A 26,507-nucleotide genomic window follows, 5' to 3' on the forward strand; every position below is an offset into this window, starting at 1 on the left:
GGGTTCCGCCGTGCCATGCTTGGCCGACAGCCCGGGGTTCGAAGGGGATACTTCGAAGGGGATTTATGGCGGCGAAAACGCGCCCAGCGCGCACCACGCGGACGTCCAGGCGACCGCCTCGGAAGCGGTCCGGGACGACCGGCGGGTTGCGCAAGCGCAGCACCAAGGCGGTCGCGCCGGACGTGGTCCAGGCGGCGCTCGCCGCTTTTGCCCATGAGGTCCGCACCCCCCTGACCGGCATTCTGGCGATCAGCGACCTGCTCGCGACCTCCGATCTTGGCGAGCGGGAACGGCGCTGGGCCGACACCATCAAGGCTGGTGCCGAGCATCTGGCGAGCCTTGCCACGCTGTTCGTGGATGCCGCCAGAACCGGCAAGGGGGCCGGAAAGGGCGGAAGTGCGCTGCGGCAGGACCTGTTCGATCTCCGCACGCTCGCCCGCAGCGCCGGCGATTCACTGGCCGGGCGTGCCGCGGCCAAGGGTCTCCAGGCCCAGGTCGAGATCTCCGACAAGCTCCCCGGCCTCGTGGTCGGGGATCCCGTCCGCCTGCGCGCCGCGCTCGAGAACCTGATCGACAATGCCGTGAAGTTCACTGACCAGGGCGGCGTGGCACTCGAGGTCGTGCCCTGGCGTCCTGCCAAGGGCAAGGCAAAGGGCAAGTCAAAAGAGAAGGGCAGGGTCGGCGTCGCCTTCGCGGTGTCCGACAGTGGCATCGGTCTCACCATGGCCGAGATCAAGCGGCTGTTCCGCCCGTTCACTCAGGCCAATGTCACCATCGCCTCGCGCTTCGGCGGCGCCGGCTTAGGGCTGTCTTCGGTCAAGCAATTGGCGCGCGCGATGGGCGGCGACATCACCGTCGCACCGCGCCGCGGCGGTGGTGCTACCTTCACGCTGACGGTGTCGCTCGATGCGGCGGGACCGCGCAAATCCCGCAAGGCGAAGGGTGAAGCCGAGGCAGATGCGGTCGCGGCGCTGCGCGTCCTCAGCGTCGAGGACAATCCGTTCGGCCGCGTCGTGCTCAACACGATTCTGACCGAGCTCGGCCATCATGCCGAGTTCATCGGGCGCGGCGAGGACGCCGTCGGCCGGCTGGCGCAAGGGGCGTTCGATGCGGTGCTGATGGATATGGTCCTGCCGGGCATCGACGGCGTCGAGGCCATCAGGCGGATCCGCACCATGGAGGCGCCGCTGGCTCAGATCCCGATCATCGGGGTGTCCGGCCGCGGTGAGGACGAGGCGGCCTCGCGCGAGGCCGGCGCCGACGCCTTCCTGGTTAAGCCTGTGTCTCCGCGGGCGCTAGCGACTGCGCTGCTTGAAGCGACACGCCGTGAGGAAGCCGCGACTTGATGATCGCGGCGTTGAGCTCGCCGCCGTAAACGAAGATCGCGGCGATGAAGTACAGGAACACCAGCGCGATGATCACCGAGGCGAGCCCCGCATACATCGTCACGTAATTGTTGGCGAAGCGCGCCAGATATTGTCCGAACACGATGCCTGATATCAGCGAGGCCACGATGGTGAAGACGATGCCGGGCAGGATCTGAAGGAAGCCGCGCCGACCAGCCGGCAGCCAGACGTGCAGGATGATCAGCGCCACCACCAGCGCACTGATGGTGATGCCGTAGCGCAGCCAGGTCAGGATGCTTTCGTTGGATTCGACGAACAGCGGGATATGGCGCCGCGCCGCCTCGATCAGGAGCGGACCGAGCACGATCAGGAACGCCATGGCGAGCGCCGTGAAAGCCGCAATAAGTGTGTAGAGGATCGATTCCAGCCGCAGCCAGTACCAGCGCCGCATCTCCACCACCGCATAGGCGCGGTTGAGTGCGACCCGGAGCGCCTCGACGCCGTTGGAGGCGAAATAGACCGACAGCGCCGCGCCGATGGTCAGAATGCCGGTGCGGGTCGTGGTCAGCACGTCATGCACCTCGCCCGAGATCGAATCGGCGACCTGCTTGGGCCAGATCTGCAGCATCAGGCTGGCGGCCTGGTCGGCGAGTTCCTTGGAGCCGAAGAAGCCCGCGAGTGAGGTCAGCACGATCAGGAACGGGAACAACGCCATCAGCGTCGACAGCGCGATGTGGCTCGCGATCGCCCAGCCGTCGTCGGCCAGGAACGTGTAGAACGCATCCTCCAAGACGCAGTAAATGTAGCGGATGGCTTTCAAATGGCACCTACACCGCTGCCCGCTCTCCCCGCACGTAGGGAGAGGTCAGGAGAATAGGCAATGGGCGCAAATCGGAAATCATCGCAATACCATCTGATATTCTTGCCCCAAAAGCCAGTTCGCGAAGCGTCTCGCTGTCATTCCGGGCTCGACGCTTCGCATCGCCCCGGAATGACGCCGGAGGCTGCCGCGGCACCATGGCGGACCGGCGCGCACGGTGTTATCACCCCCCAATGGCATCTCTCCTGACGACTTTCATCCTGCCGGCGGCGGCTGGCGCCGTGGCCTTGGTGCTGCTGCTCGGGCTCATCAACATGATGCGCGGCGGCTCGCCCAACATTTCGCAGAAGCTGATGCGCTGGCGCGTGCTGCTGCAATTCGTGGCGATCATCATCGCGATGCTCGCGGTCTGGGCGATGGGGCGGTAATCATGGTCGTACTGAATCGCATCTACACCAAGACCGGTGACGACGGCACGACAGCGCTCGGAACCGGCGAGCGGCGTCCGAAATACGATCTGCGCATCGAGGCCTATGGCACCGTCGACGAGACCAACGCCGCGATCGGCGTGGTCAGGCTCCACACCGCGGACATGCCCGAGCTTGATGTGATGCTCGGCCGCATCCAGAACGACCTGTTCGATCTCGGCGCCGACCTTGCGGTGCCCGAGCGTGAGGGCAAGGCGGAGCGGCTGCGGGTGGTGGCGAGCCAGGTCGAGCGGCTCGAGCGCGACATCGACGCGCTCAACGACAAGCTCGCGCCGCTGACCTCCTTCGTGCTTCCCGGCGGCACGCCGACTGCGGCCTATCTCCACGTGGCGCGCACGATATGCCGCAGGGCGGAACGGGTGATCGTGGAACTGGCGGCGCAACCGGGGGAGCAGGTCAGCGCGGCTGGCATCCATTATATGAATCGCCTGTCGGACTTCCTGTTCGTGGCCAGCCGGGCCGCCAACGGGAATGGCGCCGGCGACGTGCTTTGGGTTCCGGGCCAGAACCGCTGACCTACCGTGCCCTCGGCATTTCAGAAGGCCGAAATTAGACTCGTTCGCGCGTTGACCGGGGCAGATCAGGCCTTTAGGTTCCGCGCCAGTTGATAACCCCCCTCCCAAATTGAGTGAAAGAGGATCGATGAAGGTCTTAGTGCCGGTAAAGCGGGTGGTCGATTACAACGTCAAGGTCCGCGTCAAGGGCGATGGATCGGGCGTTGAACTCGCCAACGTCAAGATGTCGATGAACCCGTTCGACGAAATCGCGGTTGAGGAAGCACTGCGCCTGAAGGAAGCCGGCAAGGCGACCGAAGTCGTGGTGGTTTCCATTGGACCTGCGCAGGCGTCGGAGACGATCCGCACGGGTCTTGCCATGGGCGCCGATCGCGGCATCCTGGTGAAGGCCGAAGGCACGGTCGAGCCGCTCGCGGTCGCCAAGATCCTGAAGAAGGTTGCTGAAGAAGAGCAGCCCGGTTTGATCATCCTCGGCAAGCAGGCGATCGACGACGACAGCAACCAGACCGGCCAGATGCTGGCTGCGCTGCTCGGCTGGTCGCAGGCGACGTTCGCTTCGAAGCTCGAGGTCGAAGGTTCTGACTTCAAGGTCACCCGCGAAGTCGATGGCGGTCTCCAGACCGTGAAGCTGAAGGGACCGACGATCGTCACCACCGATCTGCGTCTCAACGAGCCGCGCTATGCCTCGCTGCCGAACATCATGAAGGCCAAGAAGAAGCCGATCGCCGACAAGACCGTCGCCGATTACGGCGTCGACGTCGCTCCGCGTCTCGAGGTCGTCAAGACGACGGAGCCGGCCGGCCGCAAGGCGGGCGTCAAGGTCAAGGACGTCGCCGAGCTGGTGTCGAAACTCAAGAACGAAGCCGGGGTGCTCTGATGACGACGCTGCTGATTGCCGAACACGACAATGCGTCGCTCAAGGATGCGACCAACAAGGCCCTGACCGCGGCCGCCGCGCTCGGCGCGGACGTCGAGGTCCTCGTTGCCGGCCAGAACGCCAAGGCCGCGGCGGATGCCGCTGCCAAGCTTGCCGGCGTCAAGAAGGTGCTGCTCGCCGACGGCGAGCTCTACGCGCACGATCTCGCCGAGCCGCTGGCCGCGCTGATCGTTTCGCTGGCCTCCGGCTACGATGCGATCGTCGCGCCCGCGACCTCGCGCTTCAAGAACGTGATGCCGCGCGTCGCCGCCCTGCTCGACGTCATGCAGGTCTCGGAGATCATCAAGGTGGTCGCCCCCGACACCTATGAGCGTCCGATCTATGCCGGTAACGCCATCCAGACGGTGAAGTCCAAGGACGCCAAGAAGGTCATCACGGTGCGGACCTCGACCTTCGCCGCAGCCGGCGAGGGCGGCAGCGCGGCGGTCGAGACCGTCGCGGCGGCGGCCGATCCGGCCCTGTCGTCCTTCATCGGCGAGGAGGTCGCCAAGAGCGACCGTCCCGAGCTGACCTCGGCCAAGATCATCGTCTCCGGTGGCCGCGCCATGCAGAGCCGCGAGAATTTTGCCAAGTACATCGAGCCGCTCGCTGACAAGCTTGGGGCCGGTGTCGGTGCCTCGCGCGCGGCGGTGGACGCCGGCTACGCCCCGAACGACTGGCAGGTTGGCCAGACCGGCAAGGTGGTGGCGCCCGAGCTCTATGTCGCCGTCGGCATTTCCGGCGCCATCCAGCATCTGGCCGGCATGAAGGACTCCAAGGTGATCGTCGCGATCAACAAGGACGAGGACGCGCCGATCTTCCAGGTTGCCGATTACGGCCTGGTCGCCGATCTCTACCAGGCGGTTCCGGAGCTGACGGCCGAACTCGGCAAGCTCGGCAAGTAAAAGACGCCAAAAACACCGGCCGGAGGCATAAACTCCGGCCGGTGTTTCATTTCTGAAGCGTTTTCTTTGGCGTGGGGCACGCCTTCGAAGCGATCCAATCTAGGTTTCGAGCCCGGGTTCTGATTAAATCAAGCTTCTGATCAAATCAGACCTCCCGGCTCGGGGGATAGGCAGGCGCGCTCGTCGCGCGCCGTTCCGGTGGATGACAAGATGGCGGCAGTGATCAAGAAGGTCGGCGTGATCGGCGCGGGTCAGATGGGCAATGGCATCGCGCATGTGGCGGCGCTGGCCGGTTTCGACGTGGTGCTCAACGACGTTTCGGTTGATCGCCTCAAGTCGGGCATGGCCACCATCAACGGTAATCTGGCGCGCCAGGTCTCCAAGAAGGCCGTCTCCGAGGACGACAAGGCCAAGGCGATGGCGCGCATCACGTCCGCCGAGAAGCTGGACGACCTCGCCGATTGCGACCTCGTGATCGAGACCGCGGTCGAGAAGGAAGAGGTCAAGCGCAAGATCTTCCACGAGCTCTGCGCCGTGTTGAAGCCCGAGGCGATCGTCGCCTCCGACACGTCCTCGATCTCGATCACCCGGCTTGCCGCCGCCACCGACCGGCCCGAGCGCTTCATCGGCATTCACTTCATGAATCCGGTGCCGCTGATGGAGCTGGTGGAGCTGATCCGCGGCATCGCCACCGACGACCAGACCTTCGAGGCGTCCAAGGAATTCGTCGCCAAGCTCGGCAAGCAGGTCGCGGTGTCCGAGGATTTCCCGGCCTTCATCGTCAACCGCATCCTGCTGCCGATGATCAACGAGGCGATCTACACGCTGTATGAAGGCGTCGGAAATGTCGAGGCGATCGACGCGGCCATGAAGCTTGGCGCGCACCATCCGATGGGCCCGCTGGAGCTCGCCGATTTCATCGGCCTCGATACCTGCCTCTCGATTATGCAGGTGCTGCATGAGGGGCTGGCCGATTCCAAGTACCGCCCGTGCCCGCTGCTGGTGAAATACGTTGAGGCCGGCTGGCTCGGTCGCAAGACCCAGCGCGGCTTCTACGACTACCGCGGCGCCAAGCCGGTTCCGACGCGCTAAGGCGGCGGTGCCGTAGGGTGGGCAAAGCGAAGCGTGCCCACGCATTTTTCGCGACCCTGGTGAGGTGGTGGGCACGGCGCAAGTGCGCCTTTGCCCACCCTACGGCACCTATCCTGTGTCGATTCATGTCGCGTTAACCCCTCGCGCCTAGGCTGCAGCCGGTAAGAGGGTTCGCGTAATGGACATGATGGCAATGGTCAGCACCATGCTGGCCGCTCAGCAAGGCGCGCTGCAGTCGAATATTGCGGCGACGCTGACCAAGCAGAACGCGGATATGGAGAAATCCACCGTCCTGACGCTGCTCGGTGCGGGTCAGCCCTCGCTGGCCAATGTCGGTGCCGGCGTCGGCGGCAACCTCAACATCACCGCCTGAAAATCCTAGAGCGCTGCGGCGGCCTTGCCGGTCGCCGCCCGGATCAACTTGAGCGCGTCCTCGCTCGCCCATTCCGCCGGCCCCGCGATCGTCGCAATCTCGCAGCCTTGCGGATCGACCAACACCGAGGTGGGCATCCCGAGCGCCCGGCCTATGGCCTTAAGATCCTGAAAAACCTTGGCTTTCTGATCGCTGAAATAGCTGAGCCGGGCCAGATTGGCCTCTTTTAGGAAGGTCTTCGGCTTCTCGGGGTCGCGAGTGTCGATATTGATCGCCACCACCTCGAAATTCGGGCCCGACAGCTTGCCCTGGAGCTCGTCCAGCGCCGGCATTTCCTTCCGGCATGGCACGCACCAGGTGGCCCAGAGGTTCACCAGCAGCGTCTTGCCGCGGAAATCGGACAGCTTTTTCGGCTTACCGTCGGCATCCTCGAAGGCGAGGTCGGGCAGCTTCAGCGGCGCGCTCGCCATGGTCAGCGCCGCCACCTCGCCATGGGCCAGCGGGGCGATCTTTTGCGCCGTAGCCACCGCCGCCCGGCAGGCCGGATCGCCTGATGGGGCCCGGCTCAGGCCCAGTCCGTACAGCGCAGCGAAGCCGGCCAGCCCTACGACCGCCACGGTGGCGATGACGAGGGGGACCCGGCGCGTGGCGGAGGGCGTCTTGTCGAGCATATCGTTTGTCATCCGGTCGCAGATATGGCTATCAGGGGCCTCTTAATACGGCTGGCGGCGGCCAGCAAACGTGCGGCAAATCAAGGCGTGAGCAGGGGATCATGAGCAACAAGATGTGGGGCGGCCGGTTCTCGGAACGTCCCGACGAGATCATGCAAGAGATCAACGTCTCCATCGACGTCGATCGTCACCTCTTCGCCCAGGACATTGCCGCGTCCAAGGCCCACGCTGCGATGCTTGCCGCGAAGGGCATCATCACGGGTTCTGATGCGAAAAATATCGGCAAGGGTCTAGACACGATTTTGTCAGAGATCGGCAAGGGCGGCTTCGAGTTCAAGCGCGCGCTCGAGGACATTCACATGAATGTCGAGAGCCGCTTGTCCGAGTTGATCGGCCCCGCCGCCGGCCGCCTGCACACCGCGCGCTCGCGCAACGACCAGGTCGCGACCGATTTCCGTCTCTACGTCCGTGACATCATCGACGAAACCGACGCGGCGCTCGCCGCGTTCCAGGCCGCGCTGGTCAATCGCGCGCTGGAGCATGCCGCAACCGTGATGCCCGGCTTCACCCATCTGCAGACCGCGCAGCCCGTGACCTTCGGCCATCATCTGCTCGCCTATGTCGAGATGGCCGCGCGCGATCGCGGCCGCTTCCAGGATGCGCGCAAGCGGCTGAATGAATCCCCGCTCGGCGCCGCCGCGCTGGCCGGCACCTCGTTCCCGATCGACCGCCACGCCACCGCGAAGGCGCTTCTCTTCGACCGTCCCATGGCGAACTCGCTCGATGCCGTCTCCGACCGCGACTTCGTGCTGGAGGCATTGTCGGCGGCCTCGATCTGCGCCGTGCACATGTCGCGCTTTGCCGAGGAGATCGTGATCTGGACCTCGCCGCTGGTCGGCATGATCCGGCTCAGCGACAAGTTCACCACCGGCTCCTCCATCATGCCGCAGAAGCGCAATCCGGATGCCGCCGAACTGGTGCGCGCCAAGACCGGCCGCGTCATCGGCGCGCTCAACGGCCTGTTGATCGTGATGAAGGGCCTGCCGCTCGCCTATCAAAAGGACATGCAGGAGGACAAGCAGGGCGCCATGGAGGGCTTTGCCGCGCTGTCGCTGGCGATCCGCGCCATGACCGGCATGGTTCGCGATCTCGTGCCTGACGAAGCCAAGATGAAGGCCGCCGCAGGCGAGGGCTATGCCACCGCGACCGATCTCGCCGACTGGCTGGTGCGGACGCTGAAAATGCCGTTCCGCGAGGCCCATCACGTCACCGGCCGCATCGTCGCCAAGGCCGCCGAGGGTGGCGTCGCCCTGCACGAGCTGCCGCTCAAGGAGATGCAGGCGATCGAGCCCAAGATCACCAAGGACGTGCTCGGCGTGCTCTCGGTCGAATCGTCGGTGAAGAGCCGCACCAGCTTCGGCGGCACCGCGCCGAAGAACGTGACGTCGCAGGCCAAGGCCTGGGCGAAGCGGCTGGAAAAAGAGCGAAAATTGGGCTGAGGGGCAAAATTTCGCTTATGTTTCATGGTCATCCGGCTCTCGCCAGAGCGCGCCAATCTCTGTATGGTGCGCCCCGCGTAGTGGGGATTTCGTCGTGACGTCAAAGTTTCGCCCGGCCGGCTCGGGGTGGGCCATCATTGTCTTGAGCCTGACGGCGCTCGCGCTTGCCGGCTGCGGCCGCAAGGGTCCGCTGGATTTGCCGCCGACCGCCTCCAACGCGCCAACGGGCAACGTCGCAGCTCCGACCGACACCGAGACCGCAGCCCAGAAGACGCCGAGCCTTTTCGACCCAACCTCCGGTGCGGATGCCGCACCCGCGGCGGCCAAGGGCAGGAAGAAACCGTTCATTCTCGATCCGCTCCTGGACGAACCTCCCGGCAAGAAATAAGCCGGGACAACCGAGCCTGCGTCATGAACCATTTCGACTATCGCAACGGCGTGCTGCACGCCGAGGCGGTGAACCTGTCCGAGCTGGCCGCAACCGTCGGCACGCCGTTCTATTGCTATTCGACCGCGACACTGGAGCGGCACTATCGCGTCTTCACCGAGGCCTTCGCTGGCGAGAAGGTGCTGGTCTGCTACGCCATGAAGGCGAACTCCAACCAATCGGTGCTGCGCACGCTCGCCAAGCTCGGCGCCGGTGCCGACGTGGTCTCCGGTGGTGAATTGAAGCGCGCGCTGGCCGCCGGCATTCCGCCAAGCAAGATCCTGTTCTCCGGTGTCGGCAAGACTGAACAAGAGCTGCGCGCCGCGCTCGCCGCCGACATCCTCTGTCTCAACGTCGAATCTGAGCCCGAGCTCGAGCTGCTGTCGCGCCTGGCGACCGAGACGGGCAAGACCGCGCGCGTCTCGCTGCGCGTCAATCCCGATGTCGACGCCGGCACCCACGCCAAGATCTCGACCGGCAAGTCCGAGAACAAGTTCGGCATCCCGATCGTGCATGCCCGTGAGGTCTATGCCCGCGCCGCGAAACTCCCGGGCATCGAGGTGACGGGCACCGACGTGCATATCGGCAGCCAGATCACTGACCTCTCCGGCATGGAGACCGCCTTCCGCATCCTCTCCGAATTCGTGCAGACGCTGCGCGCCGACGGCCACAACATCTCCCATGTCGATTTCGGCGGCGGCCTCGGCATTCCCTATTACATGGACCGCGAGGCGCCGCCGGCGCCGGCGGCCTACGCCGCCATGGTCAAGCGCGTCAGCCACAATCTCGGCTGCACGCTGATGTTCGAGCCGGGCCGCATGATCGTCGGCAATGCCGGCATCCTGGTCGCCAAGGTGATCTATGTGAAGCACGGCGACGGCAAGAATTTCGTCATCATCGACGCCGCCATGAACGACCTGATCCGCCCGACGCTGTACGAGGCGCATCACGACATCCTGCCGGTGACGCAGCCCACCAAGGGCGCCGCCACCATCATGGCCGACGTCGTCGGCCCGGTCTGCGAGACCGGCGACTATCTCGCGCTCGACCGCACGCTGCCGACGCCGGCGCCCGGCGATCTCATCGCCATCATGACCGCCGGTGCCTATGGCGCGGTGCAGGCCGGCACCTACAACACCCGCCCGCTGGTGCCGGAGGTGCTGGTGAAGGACGATCAGTACGCCGTGGTCCGCCCGCGCATCGAGGTCGAGCAGCTGATCGCGATGGATACGCCGGCGCCGTGGCTGTGAGACAGTGATCGTAGCTCGGATGGAGCGCAGCGAAATCCGGGTTCTCGCCGAGCCGTAACAACCCCGGATTACGCTGCGCTCCATCCGGGCTACGGGTTTGGCGTTATTTTTTTTCGCCCACCACGACCCCCGCCTTCTTCTCGATCGGCTTTATCGCCGCGGTGAAATCGGACTCGGCGCCTTCTGCGCTGATCACGGTCTCCCACAACCGCCCCACCGCGTCCGCGACCTCCATCGACAGGCCGAGCTGCTTCATCTCCTCCAGCGCCAGCCGGACGTCCTTCACCATCAGTCCCGTGGCGAAGCCGAAATCGAAGCTGCGCGGCAGCACGGCGCGCGGAAATTTGTCGCGGCTCGCCGTGTTCATGCCGGAGCCGGCATTGATGACGTCGATCATCACGGCGGGATCGAGCCCGGCTTTCACGCCCATTACCACGGCTTCCGACGTCGCCACGATCGCGGTGGCCGACAGGAAATTGTTGGCGAGCTTCATGGTCTGCGCCGCGCCGGGCTTCTCGCCGATGAAGAACACCTTTCCGATCACGTCGAGCGCGGGCTTGAGCAGCTCGAATTCTGCTCTCGGTCCGGAGACCATTACCGCCAGCGTGCCCTTCTCGGCGCCGCCGACGCCGCCGGAGACGGGGCAGTCGATCTGGACGATGTTGCGCTTGGCGAGCAGGTCGTGAATCTTCACGGCCATCGCCGAGCCGACGGTGGAGAGGTCGATGAAGCGTTTTGCCCGGCGGCCCTCGATCACGCCGTTCGCTCCCGTTGCAACCTCGAGCGAAGCTTGCAGCGATGGCAGGCTCGCCATCACGGTCTCGACCTGGTCGGCGATGTCCTGCGGCGATGTCGCCGCCGTCGCGCCGAGCGCCGTGAGCTTGTCCGTGACCTCCTTGCGCGTGTCGAACACGACGAGCCTGTGTCCCGCCTCGATCAGCCGCCGCGCCATCGGGAAACCCATGTTTCCGAGCCCGATGAATCCGATGTCCATGGTGTTTTTTCCTCTTCCTCGTCATTGCGAGGAGCGAAGCGACGAAGCAATCCAGAATGTTTCCGCGGAGGGATTTCTGGATTGCTTCGCTTCGCTCGCAATGGCGGAGCAATACAATTGAGAGCGGTTAGTTTGGCTCACGCCTTCCCATCGATCTCCGCAAACACCTCGCGCGCGATGCGGAAACTGTCGACTGCGGCGGGCATGCCGCCATAGATCGCCACCTGCATCAGGATCTCGCGGATCTCCTCACGGCTGACGCCGTTGGTCAGCGCGCCCTTCAGATGCGCGCGAAACTCGTGCTGGCGGTTGAGGATCGCGATCATGGCGATGTTGAGCATGCTGCGGGTCTTGCGCGGCAGCTCCTCGCGGCCCCACACCGTGCCCCAGCAATATTCGTTCAGCATCTCCTGGAACGGGCGGTTGAAGTCGTCGACATTCTTCAGGGCATTGTTGACATAGGCCTCGCCCAGCACCGCTTTGCGGACTTCCAGGCCCTTGTCGTGCATCTTCTTGTCCATGGCGTTTCCTCTCGTCCCCCTCGGGGCGGCGCGGAAATTACGGGGTTGCAGCGGGCCAGTCACGTCCTCGTGTTATGCGGGAAAAGGGGTGTCTCCCGTACCGGAACGGATGCCTCAGTGCTGCCGTTGTGATAGGCTTCTCTACCGGGCAACCTGGAGAGTTGATTGAACGGCGTCACCCCCGACCCGTCAGACCCGATCCGCAACGGCGATGCTCTGTCGCGGCTGAAGCTGGCGCAGGCCCTCGATCGGGCCATTTATGCCATCGCGTGGGAGCGTGCCTGGCCGAATTTGGCGCGGCTGCTGACCGTCGTCGGCCTGTTCCTGGTGGTGTCCTGGGCCGGCCTCTGGCTGGCGCTGCCGTTCGTTGCCCGTGCCATCGGTCTCGTCGTTTTCGCCGGCATCGCGATTGCCGTCCTGTTTCCCTTGATTCGTTTCCGCTGGCCGAGCCGCGAGGAGGCGCTCAGCCGGCTCGATCGTGGCTCCGGCATCCGTCACCGCCCGGCCACGACGCTGACGGACACGCTGTCCTCGCAGGACCCGGTCGCACAGGCGCTGTGGCAGGCGCAGCGCGAGCGTACGCTGGCTTCGCTCAAGCGCATCCGCGCCGGGCTGCCGCATCCGCGGCTCGCGCTGCATGATCCCTGGGCGCTGCGCGCGCTGGTCATGGTGATGCTGGTCGCGACCTTCTTTGCCGCCGGCGACGAGCGCGCGATGCGGCTCGGGGCCGCCTTCGACTGGAACGGCGTGCTGGCGCCGGCTAATGTTCGCGTCGATGCCTGGGTCACTCCGCCGCTCTATACCGGCAAGCCGCCGGTCATCCTGTCGGCCGCCAACAAGGAGGCCGCGGCGCTGCCCGCCGCCGGCCCGCTTGCCGTTCCCGCCGGCTCGACCCTGATCGTACGCTCCTCCGGCGGCAGCCTGGATGTGGTTGTCTCCGGCGGCCTCAAGGAGGTTGCTTCCGCGGAAGCCGCGCCCAAGGGCACCAACGAGAAGCATTTCACCATCACGGCAGATGGCACCGCGCATGTCCGCGCGCCCTCCGGCCAGCCGCAATGGGCGTTTGCGGCAACGCCGGACCGTGCACCGACGATCGCGCTCGCCAAGGATCCCGAGCGCCAGGCGCGCGGCGGGCTCCAGCTCTCCTACAAGATCGAGGACGATTACGGCGTGACCGGCGCGGATGCCCACATTGCCCTGCGCCCCGCCGACGCCAGGGATGGTAGCAAGGATGGCAGCAAGGATTCCGACGGCAAGGCCGCGGCGCGGCCGCTGTTCCAGCCGCCGCAATTCCCGCTCGTGCTGCCGAACGCGCGCACCCGCAACGGCGTCGGCCAGACAGTGAAGGATCTCAGCGAGGACCCCTATGCCGGCGCCGACGTCACGCTGACGCTCACCGCCAAGGACGAGGCCGGCAACGAGGCCAGGAGCGAACCCTTCAACATGCGCCTGCCCGAGCGCCTGTTCACCAACTCGCTCGCACGCGCGCTGATCGAGCAGCGCCGCATCCTCGCGCTCGACGCCAACAGGAATTCGGACGTCTACACCGCGCTCGACGCGCTGATGATCGCACCCGAATTGTTCACGCCGGATGCCGGCTGCTATCTCGGCCTCCGCAGCCTCGCGAGCCAGCTTGAGGCTGCCCGCACCGACGATGCGCTGCGCAACGTGGTGGCGAGCATGTGGGCCTTCGCGACGACCATCGAGGACGACGGCGTCGCCGGCAGCGTCAACGCCGCGCTGCGCTCGGCGCAGGATGCGCTCAAGGCGGCGCTGGACCGCGGCGCCAGCGAGGACGAGCTCAGGGTGCTGACGCAGAAGCTGCGCGAGGCCATGGCCGGCAAGGTGCGCGATCTCGCCCGCCGCGCCGAGCAGAATCCGCTCGGCGCCCGGCAGCCGTTCCCGGCAGAGGTCCAGCTCATCCTCGACAAGGCCGTCGAGCTGCGACAAAAGACCCAGCACGCGACGCCCGAGCAGCTCGCCGAGCTGGCGCAGCAGCAGGACGTCTTGCGCGAGCAGCTTCAGGCCTATCGCAAGTCGGCGAACAACCGTGCCAACAAGGCGGGGGACGACAGGACCAACCAGTTTACGCGGGACCGGAAATGCGGAAGCTAGCACCCGTGCCAGTCTTGAAGGCGATGTCGATCGCCTGCCTCGCCTTGCTGTTGGGCGGCGTCTCGCCGGCCGCCGCACAGCTGGATCAGGATCCCGATGCGCTGCTCGACAGCGCGGAAAAGGCGATGCAGGAATCCGGCGACAGCCTCAGGCAGAAGGAATCCGGGAAGAGCCTGAGCAACCAGTCCGACGCCATCCAGAAGCTCGAGGAATACAAGCGCGCCACGGAAAGAAGCCAGTCTTCCAATCGCGATCGTTCCGTCATCACGCAGCGCGATCTGGACGACCTGCTGCGGCAGATCGAGAAGGCGGCGCGCGAGGGCAATAAAGAGGCGGCCCAGCGCATGCTCGAGCAGCTCGCGCAGATCATGGAAAATCTCCAGATGGCGCAGCCCGGGCAATCCGGCGAGAGCGACATGGAGCAGGCGCTGAACGAGCTCAGCGACATGATCCGCAAGCAGCAGCAGTTGCGCGACAAGACTTTCAAGCAGGGCCAGGATTCCCGGCGTGACCGCTCGCGCGGCAAGCAGCAGGGCGACCAGTCGATGTCGGACCTGCAGCAGGATCAGCAGTCGCTGCGCGATCGCCTGAAGAAGCTGCAGGACGAGCTCGCCAAGCGCGGCCTCGCACAGAAGGGACAAAAGGGTCAAAAAGGGCAGCAGGGTCAGAAAGGCCAGCAGGGAGATCCGGGCCAGAGCGGCGATCAGGACGGCGATCAGGGTGATGACGACGGCAGCCTCGACGCCGCCGACGGTGCCATGGGTGATGCCGGCTCGAAGCTCGGTGAAGGCAATGCCGACGGTGCCGTGGATTCGCAGGGCAAGGCTCTCGACGCGATGCGCAAGGGCGCGCAGAAGATGGCCGAGGCGATGCAGCAGGGCGATGGCGACGGGCAGGGCGATGGTCCCGGCAATCGGGCCGGCCGTCAGCAGAGCGGCGGCAACCAGACCGATCCGCTCGGGCGCCCGCTTCATGGCCGCGATCTCAGCGACGACTACACCGTCAAGATCCCGGGCGAGATCGACGCCCAGCGCGTCCGCCGCATCCTCGAAGAGCTCCGCCGCCGCCTCGGCGACAGCTCGCGTCCGCAGATCGAGCTCGACTACATCGAGCGGCTGCTGAAGGATTTTTGAGGCGGCCCAGTACGTGCCCTATCTATCACCGTCACCCTGAGGTGCTCGCCTCTTCGGCGAGCCTCGAAGGGCGACGGCCCGGCTGGATCGGCTACATCGGGGCCGTACATCCTTCGAGGCTCCCCATGCAGCGCGTTGCGCCGCACGGCTCGCGCCTCAGGATGACGGATCAGCTGTGACTGTGTTGAGGTGTCAGGTTTTCTTCGCCGCCAGCGCATCCGCCACGGCGGTGCGGATGTCGGCGACCGAGAACGGCTTTGTCACAACGTCGTGCACCAGCGCATTGAGGTTCGAGGCGCGCTCGCGCTGGTCGGCAAAGCCGGTCATCAGCAAGATGGTCAGGTCGGGAAAATCGCGCGCGGCGGAGAGCGCCAGCGCGATGCCGTCCATCACGGGCATCTGGATGTCGGTGAGCAGCAGGTCGAACGCGCCGTCCTCGCGGGTCAGGATCTCCAGCGCCTCGGCGCCGTCCTGCGCGGTGACCGTTTCGTGCCCATCCATGGCGATGGCGCGCGCCACCAGCGTGCGCATCGAATCTTCGTCGTCGGCGATCAAGATCTTCGGCATGGGACCAACTTTCGGACCAACCTCGGTACCGGGCGGCACGATTATACGCTGCCGCCGGCAATGTCGCGCCGGTTGAAGAAGCGAACGTCGATATTGCGGCCTTCCGGCGGCGGCGAGGCCAGGCGGGACCGGAAGAAGGCGCGCTCGCCGGGCCGCAGCACGGTCTGCTCCAGCACCGTATTCCAGGCGTAGATCTCCGCGCCTTGCCCGTCGCGCACGGCAAAGCGCAGCCGCGGAATGTCGAGCGGCTTCTTGCCCTCGCCGACGATCACGCCCTCGATCACCAGCACCTGCTTACCGTCTACGGTCTCGCTGGACAGCTTCACATCCTTGAAGGCGAGGCCCCGCAGGTTCACCTCGAGCCCGACCATCTTGTAGAAGGCGGCGGTTTGCGGCAGCAGCCGCACCATGTCGCCGCGCCAGATCACCAGCGCCAGCACCAGCGCGCCCATGGCGGCGCAGGCGGTCGGCAGGCCGAAATGGGATTTTTTGGGCGACGCGGTGGCGACCGGACGGCTCACCCGCGCGCCGCGGCGGCCGAACAGACCGCGGAACCAGGACTGGTGCTGCGCGCCGACGACCTCCTCCTCGGCTTCCCGGGCCGCCGCGGACCACTCGTCCTCGGTTTCCTTGGGGGCCTCTTCATCGGGCCAGTCGCTGGCGATCGAGGGACTGTCGACGACAGGTGCGTCAGTGGCGCTGTCGTCCTTGGCATAGGAGTTCCACTGCTCGGCAAGGTCGGTCTGGTCGTCGGCCTGGCTGGCCGCGGCCATGGCCGGGACGGATGCCTCCTCGATGGCATCCTCGGCGTGGGCGATCCAGGTCTCCTTGCAGCGGGAACAGCGGACCGCCCGTCCGTTCGCCCCAAGGCTCGCGAGCTTGATCGCGTAGGATGTCATACAATGGGGGCAGACGATATGCATGGACGAGCCTTGACGATGACCGCGTCGGGGAGAGCCGCGCGGCAAGGATGCTACGATGTATGCTACAGCGCGACCGTTAACGAACCGGAAACCATAACGGCGGCAAAACCCGTTGGTCGCGTATGGCGGAGCGCAGCAGTGCGACCCGCGCCCCCCTCTCGAACGGAGCTGAGCTTGGTTCGGTTCGAAAATGTCGGATTGCGTTACGGTCTGGGGCCGGAGATCCTGCGCGACCTCAGCTTCCAGATCCCCGCGCATTCGTTCCAGTTCCTCACCGGCCCCTCGGGTGCCGGCAAGACCTCGCTACTGCGCCTGTTGTTCCTGTCGCACCGGCCGACGCGGGGCCTGGTCAATCTGTTCGGCCACGACATCTCGCGTCTCGGCAAGGACGAGATCGCCGATCTGCGCAAGCGCATCGGCATCGTGCTGCAGGATTTCCGCCTGCTCGATCACATGACGACCTATGAGAACGTCGCGCTGCCGTTCCGCGTCATGGGCCGCAGCGAGTCGAGCTACCGCAAGGAGGTGATCGATTTGCTGCGCTGGGTCGGGCTCGGCGACCGCATGGACGCGCTGCCGCCGATCCTGTCGGGCGGCGAGAAGCAGCGCGCGGCGATCGCGCGCGCCGTGATCTCGCGGCCGCAGCTGCTGCTCGCGGACGAGCCGACCGGCAGCGTCGACCCGACGCTGGGACGTCGCCTGCTGCGGCTCTTCATCGAGCTCAACAAATCGGGTACCGCCGTCATCATCGCGACCCACGACATCGGCCTGATGGACCAGTACGAGGCCCGGCGGCTGGTGCTGCACCAGGGACGGTTGCACGTCTATGAGTAGGACCGACGAGCGCGGCGTGTTGGTCGACCTCGGACAGGAGCGTCCGCAGCTTCCGGCCAACGCGCGCAACATGTCGCCGATCGTGCCGCGCGCCTCGATCCAGGGCCGCGCGCTGGTCGCCGTCGTCGCCATCATGACCTTCCTGGCGTCGATGACCACGGGCACGGTGCTATTGGTGAGCGCCTCCGCCGCGGAATGGCAGTCGGACGTCGCCAGCGAAATCACCATCCAGGTTCGCCCGCAGGCCGGCCGCGATCTCGAACGCGACACCGCGGCTGTGACGGAGGCAATGCGCGCGCAAGCCGGCGTCGTCGAGGTCAAGCCGTTCACCCGGGAGGAGAGTGGCAAGCTGCTCGAGCCCTGGCTCGGCACCGGGCTGTCGATGGACGACCTCCCGGTGCCGCGCATGATCATCGCGCGTGTGCAACCTGGCACGCTGCTCGATCTCGGCGCCTTGCGCGCGCGCGTGACCCAGGTCGCGCCAAGTGCCAGCGTCGACGATCACCGCGCCTGGATCGAGCGGATGCGCTCGATGACCAACGCCACCGTGCTCGCCGGCCTCGGCATCCTCGCGCTGGTCATCATCGCCACCATCATCTCGGTCTCGTTCGCGACCCGTGGCGCCATGGCGGCGAACCGTCCGATCGTCGAGGTGCTGCATTTCGTCGGTGCCGGCGACCGCTACATCGCCAATCACTTCCTGCGTCATTTCCTGAGGCTGGGCCTCGAGGGCGGCGTGATCGGCGGCGGCGCCGCCATGCTGGTGTTCGGCTTCTCCGAGTCGATCGCCGGCTGGTTTTCCGGTACGCCCGTCGGCGACCAGTTCGCCGCGCTGCTCGGCACCTTCTCGCTGCGGCCGTCCGGCTACATCGTGCTCGCGGCCCAGGCCGTGCTGATCGGCGCCATCACCGCGGTGGCCTCACGCCAGACCCTGTTTGCGACGTTGAACGATGTTGATTGAGTTCTTTCTTCCGTTCTCCGGCAGGAGAGGGCGAAGAAACCGGACTCCACTTCGCCTCAAAACCTTTTAAAATCACCTCAGGGAAGGGATCATCGACATCATATGACCTCGCCGACCGACGATCGATCGCCGAACCTGCCGCGCGGCTGGCTGCGCGCGGCCGTGGTGTCGACGATTGCGCTCGCCTTCGTCGGCGCGGCGGCGGGCTTCATCGCATTCCTGTCGCAATTGCGCGGCGCCGAGATCGCCCCAAGCCGCAAGGCAGACGGCATCGTGGTCCTGACCGGCGGCTCCTCGCGGGTGTCGGACGCGATGGAGCTGCTCGCTGCCGGCTACGGCAGGCGGCTCCTGATCTCCGGCGTGCACCCGACGTCGACGGCGAGTGACATCTCCCGGACCTTGCCGGAGAACCAGTCCTTCATGACCTGTTGTGTCGATCTCGACCGCACCGCGCTCTCGACCCGCGGCAATGCGGCGGAGGCGCGGCGCTGGGCCGACGGCCGCCGATTCAAGTCGCTGATCGTGGTCACCTCGAACTATCACATGCCGCGCGCGCTGGTGGAATTCTCGCATGCGATGCCGCAGACGACGCTGATCCCGTTCGCGGTGGTCGGCGACAAATGGCGCGAGGAGCCGTGGTGGACCTCGGCGTCCACCTTGCGGCTGCTGCTGTCGGAATATGTCAAGTACGTCGCGGCCGAGCTCAGGGTGCGGCTGGAGGATTTCGGGATTGACCTTTCGCCCGAGATGTCGGAGCAGCCTGCAGGTCAGCAGCCAAAGCGGCCTGCCACCGCACAGGCCAATTGATCGGCAAATTAATCGGATCGTCGATGTTCCTGATTTTCCTGCGCTCGCTCGTGTTCAACGTGCTGTTCTACGCCGTGCTGGTCTGCCTCGCGATCGTGGCGCTGCCGACCTTCGCATTGCCGCCGCGCGCCATGCTGACGGTCGCGCAATGGTGGGCCAAGGCGACGCTGGTCCTGATGCGCGTGGTCTGCAACATCAAGGTCGAATTCCGCGGTGTCGAGAACATCCCGCAGGGGCCGCTTGTGATCGTGGCAAAGCACCAGTCGTTCTGGGAGACCTTCGTGCTGCCCGGCTTCTTCAATCGTCCGATCTTCATCCTCAAGCGTCAGCTCATGCAGATCCCGGTGTTCGGCCAGTTCCTGGTCAAGACCGGGATGATCGCGATCGACCGCAAGGCCGGCGTGAAGGCGCTCTTGGACATGACGCGGCGGGCGCGCGAGGCGGTGCGCTCGGGCCGGCAGCTCGTCATCTTTCCGGAAGGCACGCGCCGCGCGCCGGGCGCGCCGCCCGACTACAAGACCGGCTTTGCGCAGATCTATTCGTCCTGCGGCGTGCCGTGTCTGCCGATCGCGCTCAACTCCGGCCTGTTCTGGCCCCGCCGCACCTTCATGCGCTATCCCGGCACGCTCGTGGTGGAATTCCTCGATCCGTTGCCATCGGGCCTGCCGAAGGACGAGTTTCTCTCCCGTGTGCAGACGGCGATCGAAGAGGCAACCGGCCGCCTCGTCGAGGCCGGCCGCAAGGAGCAGGAGCAATTGATCGGCGCCTCGCCGAGTTACGCGCCGTCGGAGGGCTAAAGCGCGATGAGATTAGGATGAATCGTCATCGCGCTTTAGTTTATTGTTTGAGCATGATCTTTCCGGAAAACCGCTGCGCACTTTTCCGGATCATGCTCTAGCGGCTCTCTCGATCGTCGCGAGCCGGCGGGTGCAGGGAATGCGCCTCCCCATGCAGCATGGTCGCGAGCTGATGCAATTGCGTATCGCGAAAACCTTCGGCCTCGATCGCCTTCACCGTCGCGGTGACATAGTCGCGATTGGCGCCGGACTGGCCGTGGCCCTGGACGACATGGCGGTGCTGCTCGGCGAGCGAGAGGCGGCCGGCATATTGCACATGGCCGCGGTCGACGACATAGGCGAGCGCGGAGACGCGCTGGCGCGCATCGTTCTCCAGCCACACCGAGCGCATGACCTCGCGATAGACCGAGGTGACCTGCTCGCGCGCCCGCAAATACGCGACCACGTCGGTGCGGTTCTTTTCAGCGACGCGAAAGGCGATGCCGCGGCAGGCGCCGCCGCGGTCGAGCCCGAGCACCAGGCCCGGCTTCTCCGGTGTGCCGCGATGGACGAAGGAATAGACGCAGAGCGCCCGGTGCTCGCCGACCAGCCGCGCCGGGACGCGCTCCTCGAAGTCGAAGCCCGGACGCCACATCAGCGAGCCATAGCCGAACACCCAGAGGTCGCCCGTGGCTGTGGTGACGGAGGGGAGGGTGATTTCGGACATTTCGGGCACGGCTACCAGAACCGCGCCCTCAAGCGAAGCGAATTCTCCGCCTTTCGTCGGGGGCGGGCCTCGCTTACATTTGCCAAAATCTGGGGCCAAAGGGTCGCCGCATGTCCAATATGACCGTTGCCGCAGGCCGCCGTTCCCGTTGGGGCCTTTTCATTGCCCCCGTCCTCGTCCTGATCCTCGCCGTCGCCTGGAGCTGCTTCTGGTTCTACGCGGCCTCGCAGGCCGAAGTGGCCGCCGACGCGTGGCGGGCGCAGGAGGCCAAGTCGGGCCGCATCTATGATTGCGCCAAGCGCTCGATCGCCGGCTTCCCGTTCCGCTTCGAGGTCCAGTGCTCCGGCGCCAGCGTCGCCCTGGTCTCGCAGAATGCGAGCAAGACGCCGTTCACGGCCAAGCTCGACAACATCCTGGTCGTTGCCCAGGTATACGATCCCAAGCTCGTCATCGCCGAATTCTCAGCGCCCGCGACGCTGACCGACGGCGTCACGCAGAACACCTTCGTGGTGAACTGGAGCAAGGGCCGCAGCAGCGTGGTCGGCCTGCCGGCCGTGCCGGACCGCGCCTCCATCGTGTTCGACGATCCCAACATCAATCGTCTCGACGGCAGCATGCAGGTGCCGCTCGCGCGCGCCAAGCAGGTCGAGCTGCACGGACGCCTCGCGGATGGCTCGCCGGCCGATCATCCTGTGATCGAGACCGTGCTCCAAGTCGCGCAGGGCAGCATCCAGGGCGTTCATCCCCTGCTTGCCGAGCCGTTCGAGGCGGACACGCGCGCCAAGATCACGGGCCTGTCCGACCTGACGCCAAAGCCCTGGCCGCAGCGCTTCCGCGAGATCCAGGCCGCCGGCGGCCACATCGAGATCGTGCTGTCGCGGATTCAGCAGGGCGAGATGATCGCGGTTGCGGCCGGCACGCTCGCCCTCTCGGCCAACGGCCGGCTCGACGGCGAATTGCAGATGACGGTGACGGGGCTCGAGCGCGTGATCCCGGCGCTGGGCATCGAGAAGATGCTGGAGGAGGGTGTGCCGCAGGCCACGCTCGACCGCGTTGCGCCCGGGGTGAAGTCGCAGGACCTCAACAATCTGTTCGGCGCGCTCGATCGCGCCGTTCCCGGCCTCGGCAAGGTGATCAAGCAGAACGCCAATGCCGGCGTTGCCGCCGGCATCAACTCGATCGGCACCGAGAGCATGCTGGAAGGCAAGAAGGCGAGAAGCTTCCCGCTGAAATTCGTCGACGGCGCCGTGCTGCTCGGGCCGGTCAAGGTCGGCCAGATCCCGCCGCTGTATTAGGTGGCGTAGCTGCCGTAGCCCGGATGGAGCGAAGCGCAATCCGGGACGGTGCCAGCCACGATCAAGAATCCCGGATTACGCTTGCGCTCCATCCGGGCTACGAACTCACGGCTTCTTCAGCGCCCCGTGCTGGCGGCCGAAATCCGCGGCCGCCGAATCCTGGCCGATCTCGACGATGCCGCGGCGGATGGCGCGGGTGCGGGTGAAATGGTCGAACAGCGCCTCGCCGTCGCCGCGGCGGATCGCGCGGGTGAGTTTTGCGAGATCCTCGGTGAAGGTGCCGAGCATTTCCAGCACCGCCTCCTTGTTGGCGAGGAAGACGTCGCGCCACATCGTCGGATCGGACGCCGCGATGCGGGTGAAATCGCGGAAACCGCCGGCGGAGAACTTGATCACCTCGGACTCCGTCACCTGCGCCAGCTCGTCGGCGGTGCCGACGATGGTGTAGGCGATCAGATGCGGCAGATGGCTGGTGATCGCGAGCACGAGGTCGTGATGATCCGGCGTCATGACCTCGACCTTGGCGCCCATCGCCGCCCAGAACGCGCGCAGGCGATCGGTCGCGGCCGCATCGACACCTTCCGGCGGGGTGAGAATGCACCAGCGATTGATGAAGAGCTCGGCGAAACCCGAATCCGGCCCCGAATGCTCGGTGCCCGCAACGGGATGCGCCGGCACGAAATGAACGGTCTTCGGCAGATGCGGCGCCATGTCCCTGACGATGGCGCCCTTGACCGAGCCGACGTCAGAGATGATTGCGCCGGGCTTCAGATGCGCGGCGATCTCCTGCGCGACCTCGCCGCAGGCACCGACGGGAATGCAGAGGATGACGAGATCGGCATCCTTCACTGCCTCCGCATTGGTCGCCACAACCTGGTCGACGATACCGAGTTCGAGCACCCGCGCGCGGGTCTTCTCCGAGCGCGCGGTGGTGACGATCTCGCCCGCCAGGCCCTGGAGCTTCGCAGCGCGCGCGATCGAGCCGCCGATCAGGCCGAAGCCGATCAGCGCGACACGCTGGAAGTGCGGTGCGCTGCTCATTTGCCGGCCATGAAGTCGCGCAGGCCGTCGACGACGAGGCGGTTCGCCTCCTCGGTGCCGATGGTCATGCGCAGCGAATGCGGCAGGCCGTAATTCTTCAGCGCGCGCAGCACCAGGCCACGTTTAGTGAGGAAGGCGTCGGCGTCGTCAGCGGTCTTGCCCTTGTCGGTCGGGAAGTGGATCAGCACGAAATTGGCGACGCTCGGAGTCACCTTCAGTCCGAGCTTGCCGATCTCCTCGGTCAGCCAGTTGCGCCAGGTCTCGGTGAACTGCTTCGACATCGCCTGGTGTGCGGTGTCCTCGATCGCGGCGACCGCGGCGTACATCGCCGGCGTCGACACGTTGAACGGGCCGCGGATGCGGTTGACCGCGTCGACGATGTGCTCGGGGCCGAACATCCAGCCGATGCGCAGTGCGGCGAGGCCGTGGATCTTGGAGAAGGTGTGCGTCACCACCGTATTCTCGGTGGTGGCGACCAGCTCGATTCCCATTTCGTAGTCGTTGCGTGAGACGTAGTCGCAATAGGCGGCATCGAGCACCAGCAGCACGTGCGACGGCAGGTCGGCGCGCAGGCGCTTGACCTCGTCGAACGGCACATAGGTGCCGGTCGGATTGTTGGGGTTGGCGAGCCAGACCAGCTTGGTCTTCGGCGTCACTGCCTTGAGGATGGCGTCGACGTCGCAGGTCAGGTTGGTCTCCTGCGCAACGACATTCTTGGCACCGACCGCCATGGTCGCGATCGGATAGACCAGGAAGCCGTGCGTGGTGGAGATCGCCTCGTCGCCGTGGCTGAGATAGGTGTGCGCCAGCAGATTGAGGATCTCGTCGGAGCCGGCGCCGCAGATGATGCGGTTGGGGTCGAGACCGAAGGAGCGGCCGATCGCCTCGCGCAACACGCGCGAGGTTCCTTCCGGATAGTCTTCCAGGTGGTCCGCCACCTGCTTGAAGGCCTCGATTGCCTTGGGCGAGGGCCCGAACGGCGTCTCGTTGGCCGACAGCTTGAACACCTTGCGGCCCGGCTCCGCGACCGGGCTCTTGCCGGGCGTGTAGGGCGCAATATCGAGAATGCCGGGATTCGGCACGGGGCGGGACATCTTGAACTCCGAAAATGGCGGGGCGCGGCGCGTGGTTTACGATTTCGCCCCGGTCGGGGGCACCGTATAGCGCGTTGCGTGGCTGCCGACGAGGGCCGTGGAGCGCACCGAGGCCCCCGCCTCGATCAGGGCAGCCCTGATTTTGTCGATGCTGGTCGCATTCGTGACCGAGACCAGCAGCGCTGCGCCGTCGAAGGCGGTGTCGGGCACCGCCACGATCTCCGCGAGCGGCGACAGGGCCCGCGCGACCTCGGCGTTCCAGCCGGAGACGCGGACGCTGAAGGTCTCGACCTCCGTCACCAGGGCGCTGTCGGCGACCCGCGAGATCGCGAACACCGGCAGCGCCGCCGGATGGTCGGCGCGCTCGACGAAGGGCATCCGCGCGATGATCTTCGGCGCGCCTTCCGTTTCGAGCAAGAGCCACCATGGCGTGCGGCTCGACGTCGCCGAGACCAGCGCCAGATCGCCCTTGGATTTCGCCACCGCCTCGACCGCGGCCTGTGCGCTGAAATGCGCGACGTAAGGCACCGTGAAGCCAAAATGGAAGCGCGCGGAATCGCGCATCGCCGGCTCACTCGCCGAGATGTCGGCATGCACCGAGAACGGCGCCTGCACGTAAGTGAACGTCGAGATGATGACGCGCCAGATGCTCTCGACCGTGTCGAGCGGCAGGATGCCGCGATGGCGCTGCACGATCTCGCGCATCATGGCGGCCTCGCGCGCTGGGCGGAACGCCGAGCCGACCTCCTGGGTCTGCTTCACCTGGATCAGGCGGTCGATGATGTCGCCGCGCTGCATCAGCAGGCGATGCATGCCCTCGTCGATCGCGTCGATCTCCTTGCGCAGTTCCTGAAGCGATGGTGGCGCGGGCGGACGTTGGGACATGTCTGGCTGTCGATGGTTTCGATGGGGGATGTCCTGATTAGGCAGTCGGGACGGCGAAAGCAAAGAGAAATCACGTCCTTTTCGGACGACGCGAGAGAGACGAATTGGGCCGATCCCGGCCGCGACTTGACGAAAACCACCCAAGACGGTAGTTTTTGCCCGTTCCGTGGTCATTTGAGCCGGCCGGCTTGCAGCCACGTTAAAAAACTCGCTAAACAGGCCGGGGACGCTTCCGATCCCGGCCGAACCTATCGTTCAGGCCGGGTTTTTCATGGCCTGATGCAAGTGGCGATCACGCGTGATCGCAAACGAGGTCGATGGTCAGATGGGTGGCGTCAAGTCGATACCGAGTCCTGCGATCAGCGCCGACGAGCGGTCGCACGAGGTGGATCATCCAAGCTCGCAGATCGCGCATTTCGGCGCCGAGCAGCCGCTGCGGCTCGATTGCGGCGTCGATCTCACCCCGTTCCAGATCGCCTACCAGACCTATGGCGAGCTCAACGCCGATCGCTCCAACGCGGTGCTGATCTGCCATGCGCTGACCGGCGATCAACATGTCGCCAATGTGCATCCCGTCACCGGCAAGCCCGGCTGGTGGGAGACGCTGGTCGGCCCCGGCCGGCCCATCGATCCCAAGCACTACTTCATCATCTGCTCCAACGTGATCGGCGGCTGCATGGGCTCGACCGGGCCGGCCTCGATCAATCCTGCCACCGGCAAGGTCTGGGGCCTGGATTTCCCGGTCATCACCATTCCCGACATGGTGCGCGCGCAGGCGATGCTGGTCGACCGGCTCGGCGTCGACACGCTGTTTGCGGTGGTCGGCGGCTCGATGGGCGGCATGCAGGTGCTGCAATGGACCGCCGCCTATCCGGGCCGCGTGTTCTCCGCGCTGGCGATTGCCTGCGCGACGCGGCACTCGGCACAGAACATCGCCTTCCACGAGCTCGGCCGCCAGGCCGTGATGGCCGATCCCGACTGGCACGGCGGCGGCTATGCCGATCACGGCATCCATCCGCATCGCGGGCTCGCGGTGGCGCGGATGGCGGCGCACATCACCTATCTCTCGGATGCGGCGCTGCATCGAAAATTCGGCCGGCGCATGCAGGACCGCGAGCTGCCGACCTTCTCGTTCGACGCCGACTTCCAGGTCGAGAGCTATCTGCGCTACCAGGGCTCGTCCTTCGTCGAGCGCTTCGATGCCAACTCGTACCTCTATCTGACGCGCGCGATGGACTATTTCGACATCGCCGCCGACCATGGCGGCGTGCTCGCAAAGGCGTTCGCGGGAATTGCGACCCGCTTCTGCGTGGTCTCCTTCACCAGCGACTGGCTGTTTCCGACCTCGGAATCGCGCGCGCTGGTGCACGCGCTGAACGCCTCGAGCGCGCGGGTGTCGTTCGCCGAGATCGAGACCGATCGCGGCCATGACGCCTTCCTGCTCGACGTGCCCGAATTCTTCGACATCTCCCGCGCCTTCCTGCAATCCGCCGGCAAGGCGCGCGGGCTCACCGGCAAGAAGGACGGCTAGC

At 65.8% G+C, this 26,507-nt stretch carries 28 protein-coding genes and 1 riboswitch; of the genes, 18 read left to right on the forward strand and 10 right to left on the reverse strand.

What is annotated here, in order from left to right; all coding sequences use genetic code 11:
• The first annotated feature begins 65 nt into the window (after window positions 1-65).
• A complete protein-coding gene (locus GGD66_RS15750; protein ID WP_183258291.1) occupies window positions 66-1,346 on the forward strand; it encodes an ATP-binding protein in 1,281 nt (426 codons plus the stop codon).
• On the opposite strand, the gene GGD66_RS15755 is transcribed toward GGD66_RS15750, so the two are convergent.
• On the reverse strand, window positions 1,273-2,166 hold the full coding sequence (locus GGD66_RS15755) for a YihY/virulence factor BrkB family protein (RefSeq protein ID WP_183258292.1): 894 nt from the start codon (window positions 2,164-2,166) through the stop codon (window positions 1,273-1,275). The two genes, GGD66_RS15750 and GGD66_RS15755, sit on opposite strands and share 74 nt — an antisense overlap.
• A gap of 233 nt (window positions 2,167-2,399) precedes the next feature.
• On the opposite strand from GGD66_RS15755, the gene GGD66_RS15760 reads away from it, so the two are divergent.
• The 6 genes from GGD66_RS15760 (at window position 2,400) to GGD66_RS15785 (ending at window position 6,455) form a co-directional block, all read left to right on the forward strand.
• Window positions 2,400-2,594, forward strand: a complete 195-nt coding sequence (locus GGD66_RS15760) for a twin transmembrane helix small protein (protein WP_018316269.1) — start codon at window positions 2,400-2,402, stop codon at window positions 2,592-2,594.
• 2 nt (window positions 2,595-2,596) lie between these two features.
• On the forward strand, window positions 2,597-3,169 hold the full coding sequence (locus tag GGD66_RS15765) for a cob(I)yrinic acid a,c-diamide adenosyltransferase (protein ID WP_183258293.1): 573 nt from the start codon (window positions 2,597-2,599) through the stop codon (window positions 3,167-3,169).
• Between the two features lie 127 nt (window positions 3,170-3,296).
• The gene (locus GGD66_RS15770) at window positions 3,297-4,046 is read left to right on the forward strand and encodes an electron transfer flavoprotein subunit beta/FixA family protein (protein ID WP_018316267.1); all 750 of its coding nucleotides are present in this window, start codon (window positions 3,297-3,299) and stop codon (window positions 4,044-4,046) included.
• The gene (locus GGD66_RS15775; protein ID WP_018316266.1) at window positions 4,046-4,990 is read left to right on the forward strand and encodes an electron transfer flavoprotein subunit alpha/FixB family protein; all 945 of its coding nucleotides are present in this window, start codon (window positions 4,046-4,048) and stop codon (window positions 4,988-4,990) included. Before GGD66_RS15770 ends, GGD66_RS15775 begins: the two co-directional genes overlap by 1 nt.
• A gap of 210 nt (window positions 4,991-5,200) precedes the next feature.
• Window positions 5,201-6,082: a 3-hydroxybutyryl-CoA dehydrogenase gene (locus GGD66_RS15780; protein ID WP_026201637.1), complete on the forward strand. Its 882-nt coding sequence runs from the start codon at window positions 5,201-5,203 to the stop codon at window positions 6,080-6,082.
• A 178-nt stretch (window positions 6,083-6,260) separates the two neighbouring features.
• Entirely contained in the window at window positions 6,261-6,455 is a 195-nt protein-coding gene (locus GGD66_RS15785; RefSeq protein WP_018316264.1) for a hypothetical protein, read from the forward strand.
• 5 nt (window positions 6,456-6,460) lie between these two features.
• Here the strand turns inward: GGD66_RS15785 and tlpA are convergent, their stop codons facing one another.
• On the reverse strand, window positions 6,461-7,126 hold the full coding sequence (tlpA, locus tag GGD66_RS15790) for a thiol:disulfide interchange protein TlpA (protein WP_018316263.1): 666 nt from the start codon (window positions 7,124-7,126) through the stop codon (window positions 6,461-6,463).
• A gap of 101 nt (window positions 7,127-7,227) precedes the next feature.
• On the opposite strand from tlpA, the gene argH reads away from it, so the two are divergent.
• From argH to lysA, 3 genes are all read left to right on the forward strand, one after another.
• A complete protein-coding gene (gene argH, locus GGD66_RS15795; RefSeq protein ID WP_183258294.1) occupies window positions 7,228-8,625 on the forward strand; it encodes an argininosuccinate lyase in 1,398 nt (465 codons plus the stop codon).
• Between the two features lie 94 nt (window positions 8,626-8,719).
• Complete coding sequence (lptM, locus tag GGD66_RS15800; RefSeq protein WP_026201636.1) at window positions 8,720-9,013, forward strand: LPS translocon maturation chaperone LptM; 294 nt, start codon at window positions 8,720-8,722, stop codon at window positions 9,011-9,013.
• A 23-nt stretch (window positions 9,014-9,036) separates the two neighbouring features.
• Entirely contained in the window at window positions 9,037-10,302 is a 1,266-nt protein-coding gene (gene lysA, locus GGD66_RS15805) for a diaminopimelate decarboxylase (protein WP_183258295.1), read from the forward strand.
• Between the two features lie 103 nt (window positions 10,303-10,405).
• On the opposite strand, the gene GGD66_RS15810 is transcribed toward lysA, so the two are convergent.
• Both GGD66_RS15810 and GGD66_RS15815 read right to left on the reverse strand, forming a co-directional pair.
• Window positions 10,406-11,296, reverse strand: coding sequence for an NAD(P)-dependent oxidoreductase (locus GGD66_RS15810; RefSeq protein ID WP_183258296.1), 891 nt, complete (start codon window positions 11,294-11,296; stop codon window positions 10,406-10,408).
• A gap of 137 nt (window positions 11,297-11,433) precedes the next feature.
• Window positions 11,434-11,817: a carboxymuconolactone decarboxylase family protein gene (locus GGD66_RS15815; RefSeq protein WP_018316258.1), complete on the reverse strand. Its 384-nt coding sequence runs from the start codon at window positions 11,815-11,817 to the stop codon at window positions 11,434-11,436.
• A 165-nt stretch (window positions 11,818-11,982) separates the two neighbouring features.
• Between GGD66_RS15815 and GGD66_RS15820 the strand changes: the two genes are divergently transcribed.
• Both GGD66_RS15820 and GGD66_RS15825 read left to right on the forward strand, forming a co-directional pair.
• Window positions 11,983-13,932: a TIGR02302 family protein gene (locus GGD66_RS15820; protein WP_018316257.1), complete on the forward strand. Its 1,950-nt coding sequence runs from the start codon at window positions 11,983-11,985 to the stop codon at window positions 13,930-13,932.
• The gene (locus tag GGD66_RS15825) at window positions 13,920-15,065 is read left to right on the forward strand and encodes a DUF4175 family protein (protein WP_183258297.1); all 1,146 of its coding nucleotides are present in this window, start codon (window positions 13,920-13,922) and stop codon (window positions 15,063-15,065) included. The genes GGD66_RS15820 and GGD66_RS15825 overlap by 13 nt, the downstream gene beginning before the upstream one ends.
• Before the next feature lie 192 nt (window positions 15,066-15,257).
• Here the strand turns inward: GGD66_RS15825 and GGD66_RS15830 are convergent, their stop codons facing one another.
• Complete coding sequence (locus tag GGD66_RS15830) at window positions 15,258-15,632, reverse strand: response regulator (RefSeq protein WP_018316255.1); 375 nt, start codon at window positions 15,630-15,632, stop codon at window positions 15,258-15,260.
• Between the two features lie 41 nt (window positions 15,633-15,673).
• Window positions 15,674-16,555 carry an MJ0042-type zinc finger domain-containing protein gene (locus tag GGD66_RS15835; protein WP_183258298.1) on the reverse strand — a complete coding sequence of 294 codons (882 nt, stop codon included), beginning with the start codon at window positions 16,553-16,555 and terminating at the stop codon, window positions 15,674-15,676.
• Between the two features lie 174 nt (window positions 16,556-16,729).
• On the opposite strand from GGD66_RS15835, the gene ftsE reads away from it, so the two are divergent.
• The 4 genes from ftsE to GGD66_RS15855 all read left to right on the forward strand — a co-directional run bounded on the left by ftsE (window position 16,730) and on the right by GGD66_RS15855 (window position 19,954).
• Window positions 16,730-17,389, forward strand: a complete 660-nt coding sequence (ftsE, locus tag GGD66_RS15840) for a cell division ATP-binding protein FtsE (RefSeq protein WP_020508614.1) — start codon at window positions 16,730-16,732, stop codon at window positions 17,387-17,389.
• Entirely contained in the window at window positions 17,382-18,350 is a 969-nt protein-coding gene (locus GGD66_RS15845) for an ABC transporter permease (protein ID WP_018316252.1), read from the forward strand. Before ftsE ends, GGD66_RS15845 begins: the two co-directional genes overlap by 8 nt.
• A gap of 102 nt (window positions 18,351-18,452) precedes the next feature.
• Window positions 18,453-19,157, forward strand: a complete 705-nt coding sequence (locus GGD66_RS15850; RefSeq protein WP_018316251.1) for a YdcF family protein — start codon at window positions 18,453-18,455, stop codon at window positions 19,155-19,157.
• Window positions 19,158-19,180: 23 nt separating this feature from the next.
• Complete coding sequence (locus GGD66_RS15855; protein WP_183258299.1) at window positions 19,181-19,954, forward strand: 1-acyl-sn-glycerol-3-phosphate acyltransferase; 774 nt, start codon at window positions 19,181-19,183, stop codon at window positions 19,952-19,954.
• A gap of 97 nt (window positions 19,955-20,051) precedes the next feature.
• Here GGD66_RS15855 and GGD66_RS15860 read toward each other — a convergent pair whose 3' ends face one another.
• Window positions 20,052-20,660, reverse strand: coding sequence for a gamma-glutamylcyclotransferase (locus tag GGD66_RS15860; RefSeq protein ID WP_026201635.1), 609 nt, complete (start codon window positions 20,658-20,660; stop codon window positions 20,052-20,054).
• A 110-nt stretch (window positions 20,661-20,770) separates the two neighbouring features.
• Here GGD66_RS15860 and GGD66_RS15865 point away from each other — a divergent pair, with 110 nt between their 5' ends.
• A complete protein-coding gene (locus GGD66_RS15865) occupies window positions 20,771-21,955 on the forward strand; it encodes a DUF2125 domain-containing protein (RefSeq protein ID WP_183258300.1) in 1,185 nt (394 codons plus the stop codon).
• 105 nt (window positions 21,956-22,060) lie between these two features.
• On the opposite strand, the gene GGD66_RS15870 is transcribed toward GGD66_RS15865, so the two are convergent.
• Genes GGD66_RS15870 through GGD66_RS15880 form a run of 3 tightly spaced genes read right to left on the reverse strand, consistent with a single transcriptional unit; the run spans window position 22,061 to window position 24,975 of the window.
• On the reverse strand, window positions 22,061-22,996 hold the full coding sequence (locus GGD66_RS15870; protein WP_183258301.1) for a prephenate/arogenate dehydrogenase family protein: 936 nt from the start codon (window positions 22,994-22,996) through the stop codon (window positions 22,061-22,063).
• A complete protein-coding gene (gene hisC, locus GGD66_RS15875) occupies window positions 22,993-24,090 on the reverse strand; it encodes a histidinol-phosphate transaminase (RefSeq protein WP_183258302.1) in 1,098 nt (365 codons plus the stop codon). Before hisC ends, GGD66_RS15870 begins: the two co-directional genes overlap by 4 nt.
• A 36-nt stretch (window positions 24,091-24,126) precedes the next feature.
• Window positions 24,127-24,975 carry a chorismate mutase gene (locus GGD66_RS15880; protein ID WP_183258303.1) on the reverse strand — a complete coding sequence of 283 codons (849 nt, stop codon included), beginning with the start codon at window positions 24,973-24,975 and terminating at the stop codon, window positions 24,127-24,129.
• 156 nt (window positions 24,976-25,131) lie between these two features.
• Window positions 25,132-25,211, forward strand: a riboswitch (SAM riboswitch).
• Window positions 25,212-25,300: 89 nt separating this feature from the next.
• Here GGD66_RS15880 and GGD66_RS15885 point away from each other — a divergent pair.
• A complete protein-coding gene (locus GGD66_RS15885) occupies window positions 25,301-26,506 on the forward strand; it encodes a homoserine O-acetyltransferase (RefSeq protein WP_183258378.1) in 1,206 nt (401 codons plus the stop codon).
• Window position 26,507: the final 1 nt, after the last annotated feature.

It is taken from the genome of Bradyrhizobium sp. CIR48 (assembly GCF_014198315.1).
In the GTDB taxonomy this organism is placed as follows: Bacteria; Pseudomonadota; Alphaproteobacteria; order Rhizobiales; family Xanthobacteraceae; genus Bradyrhizobium.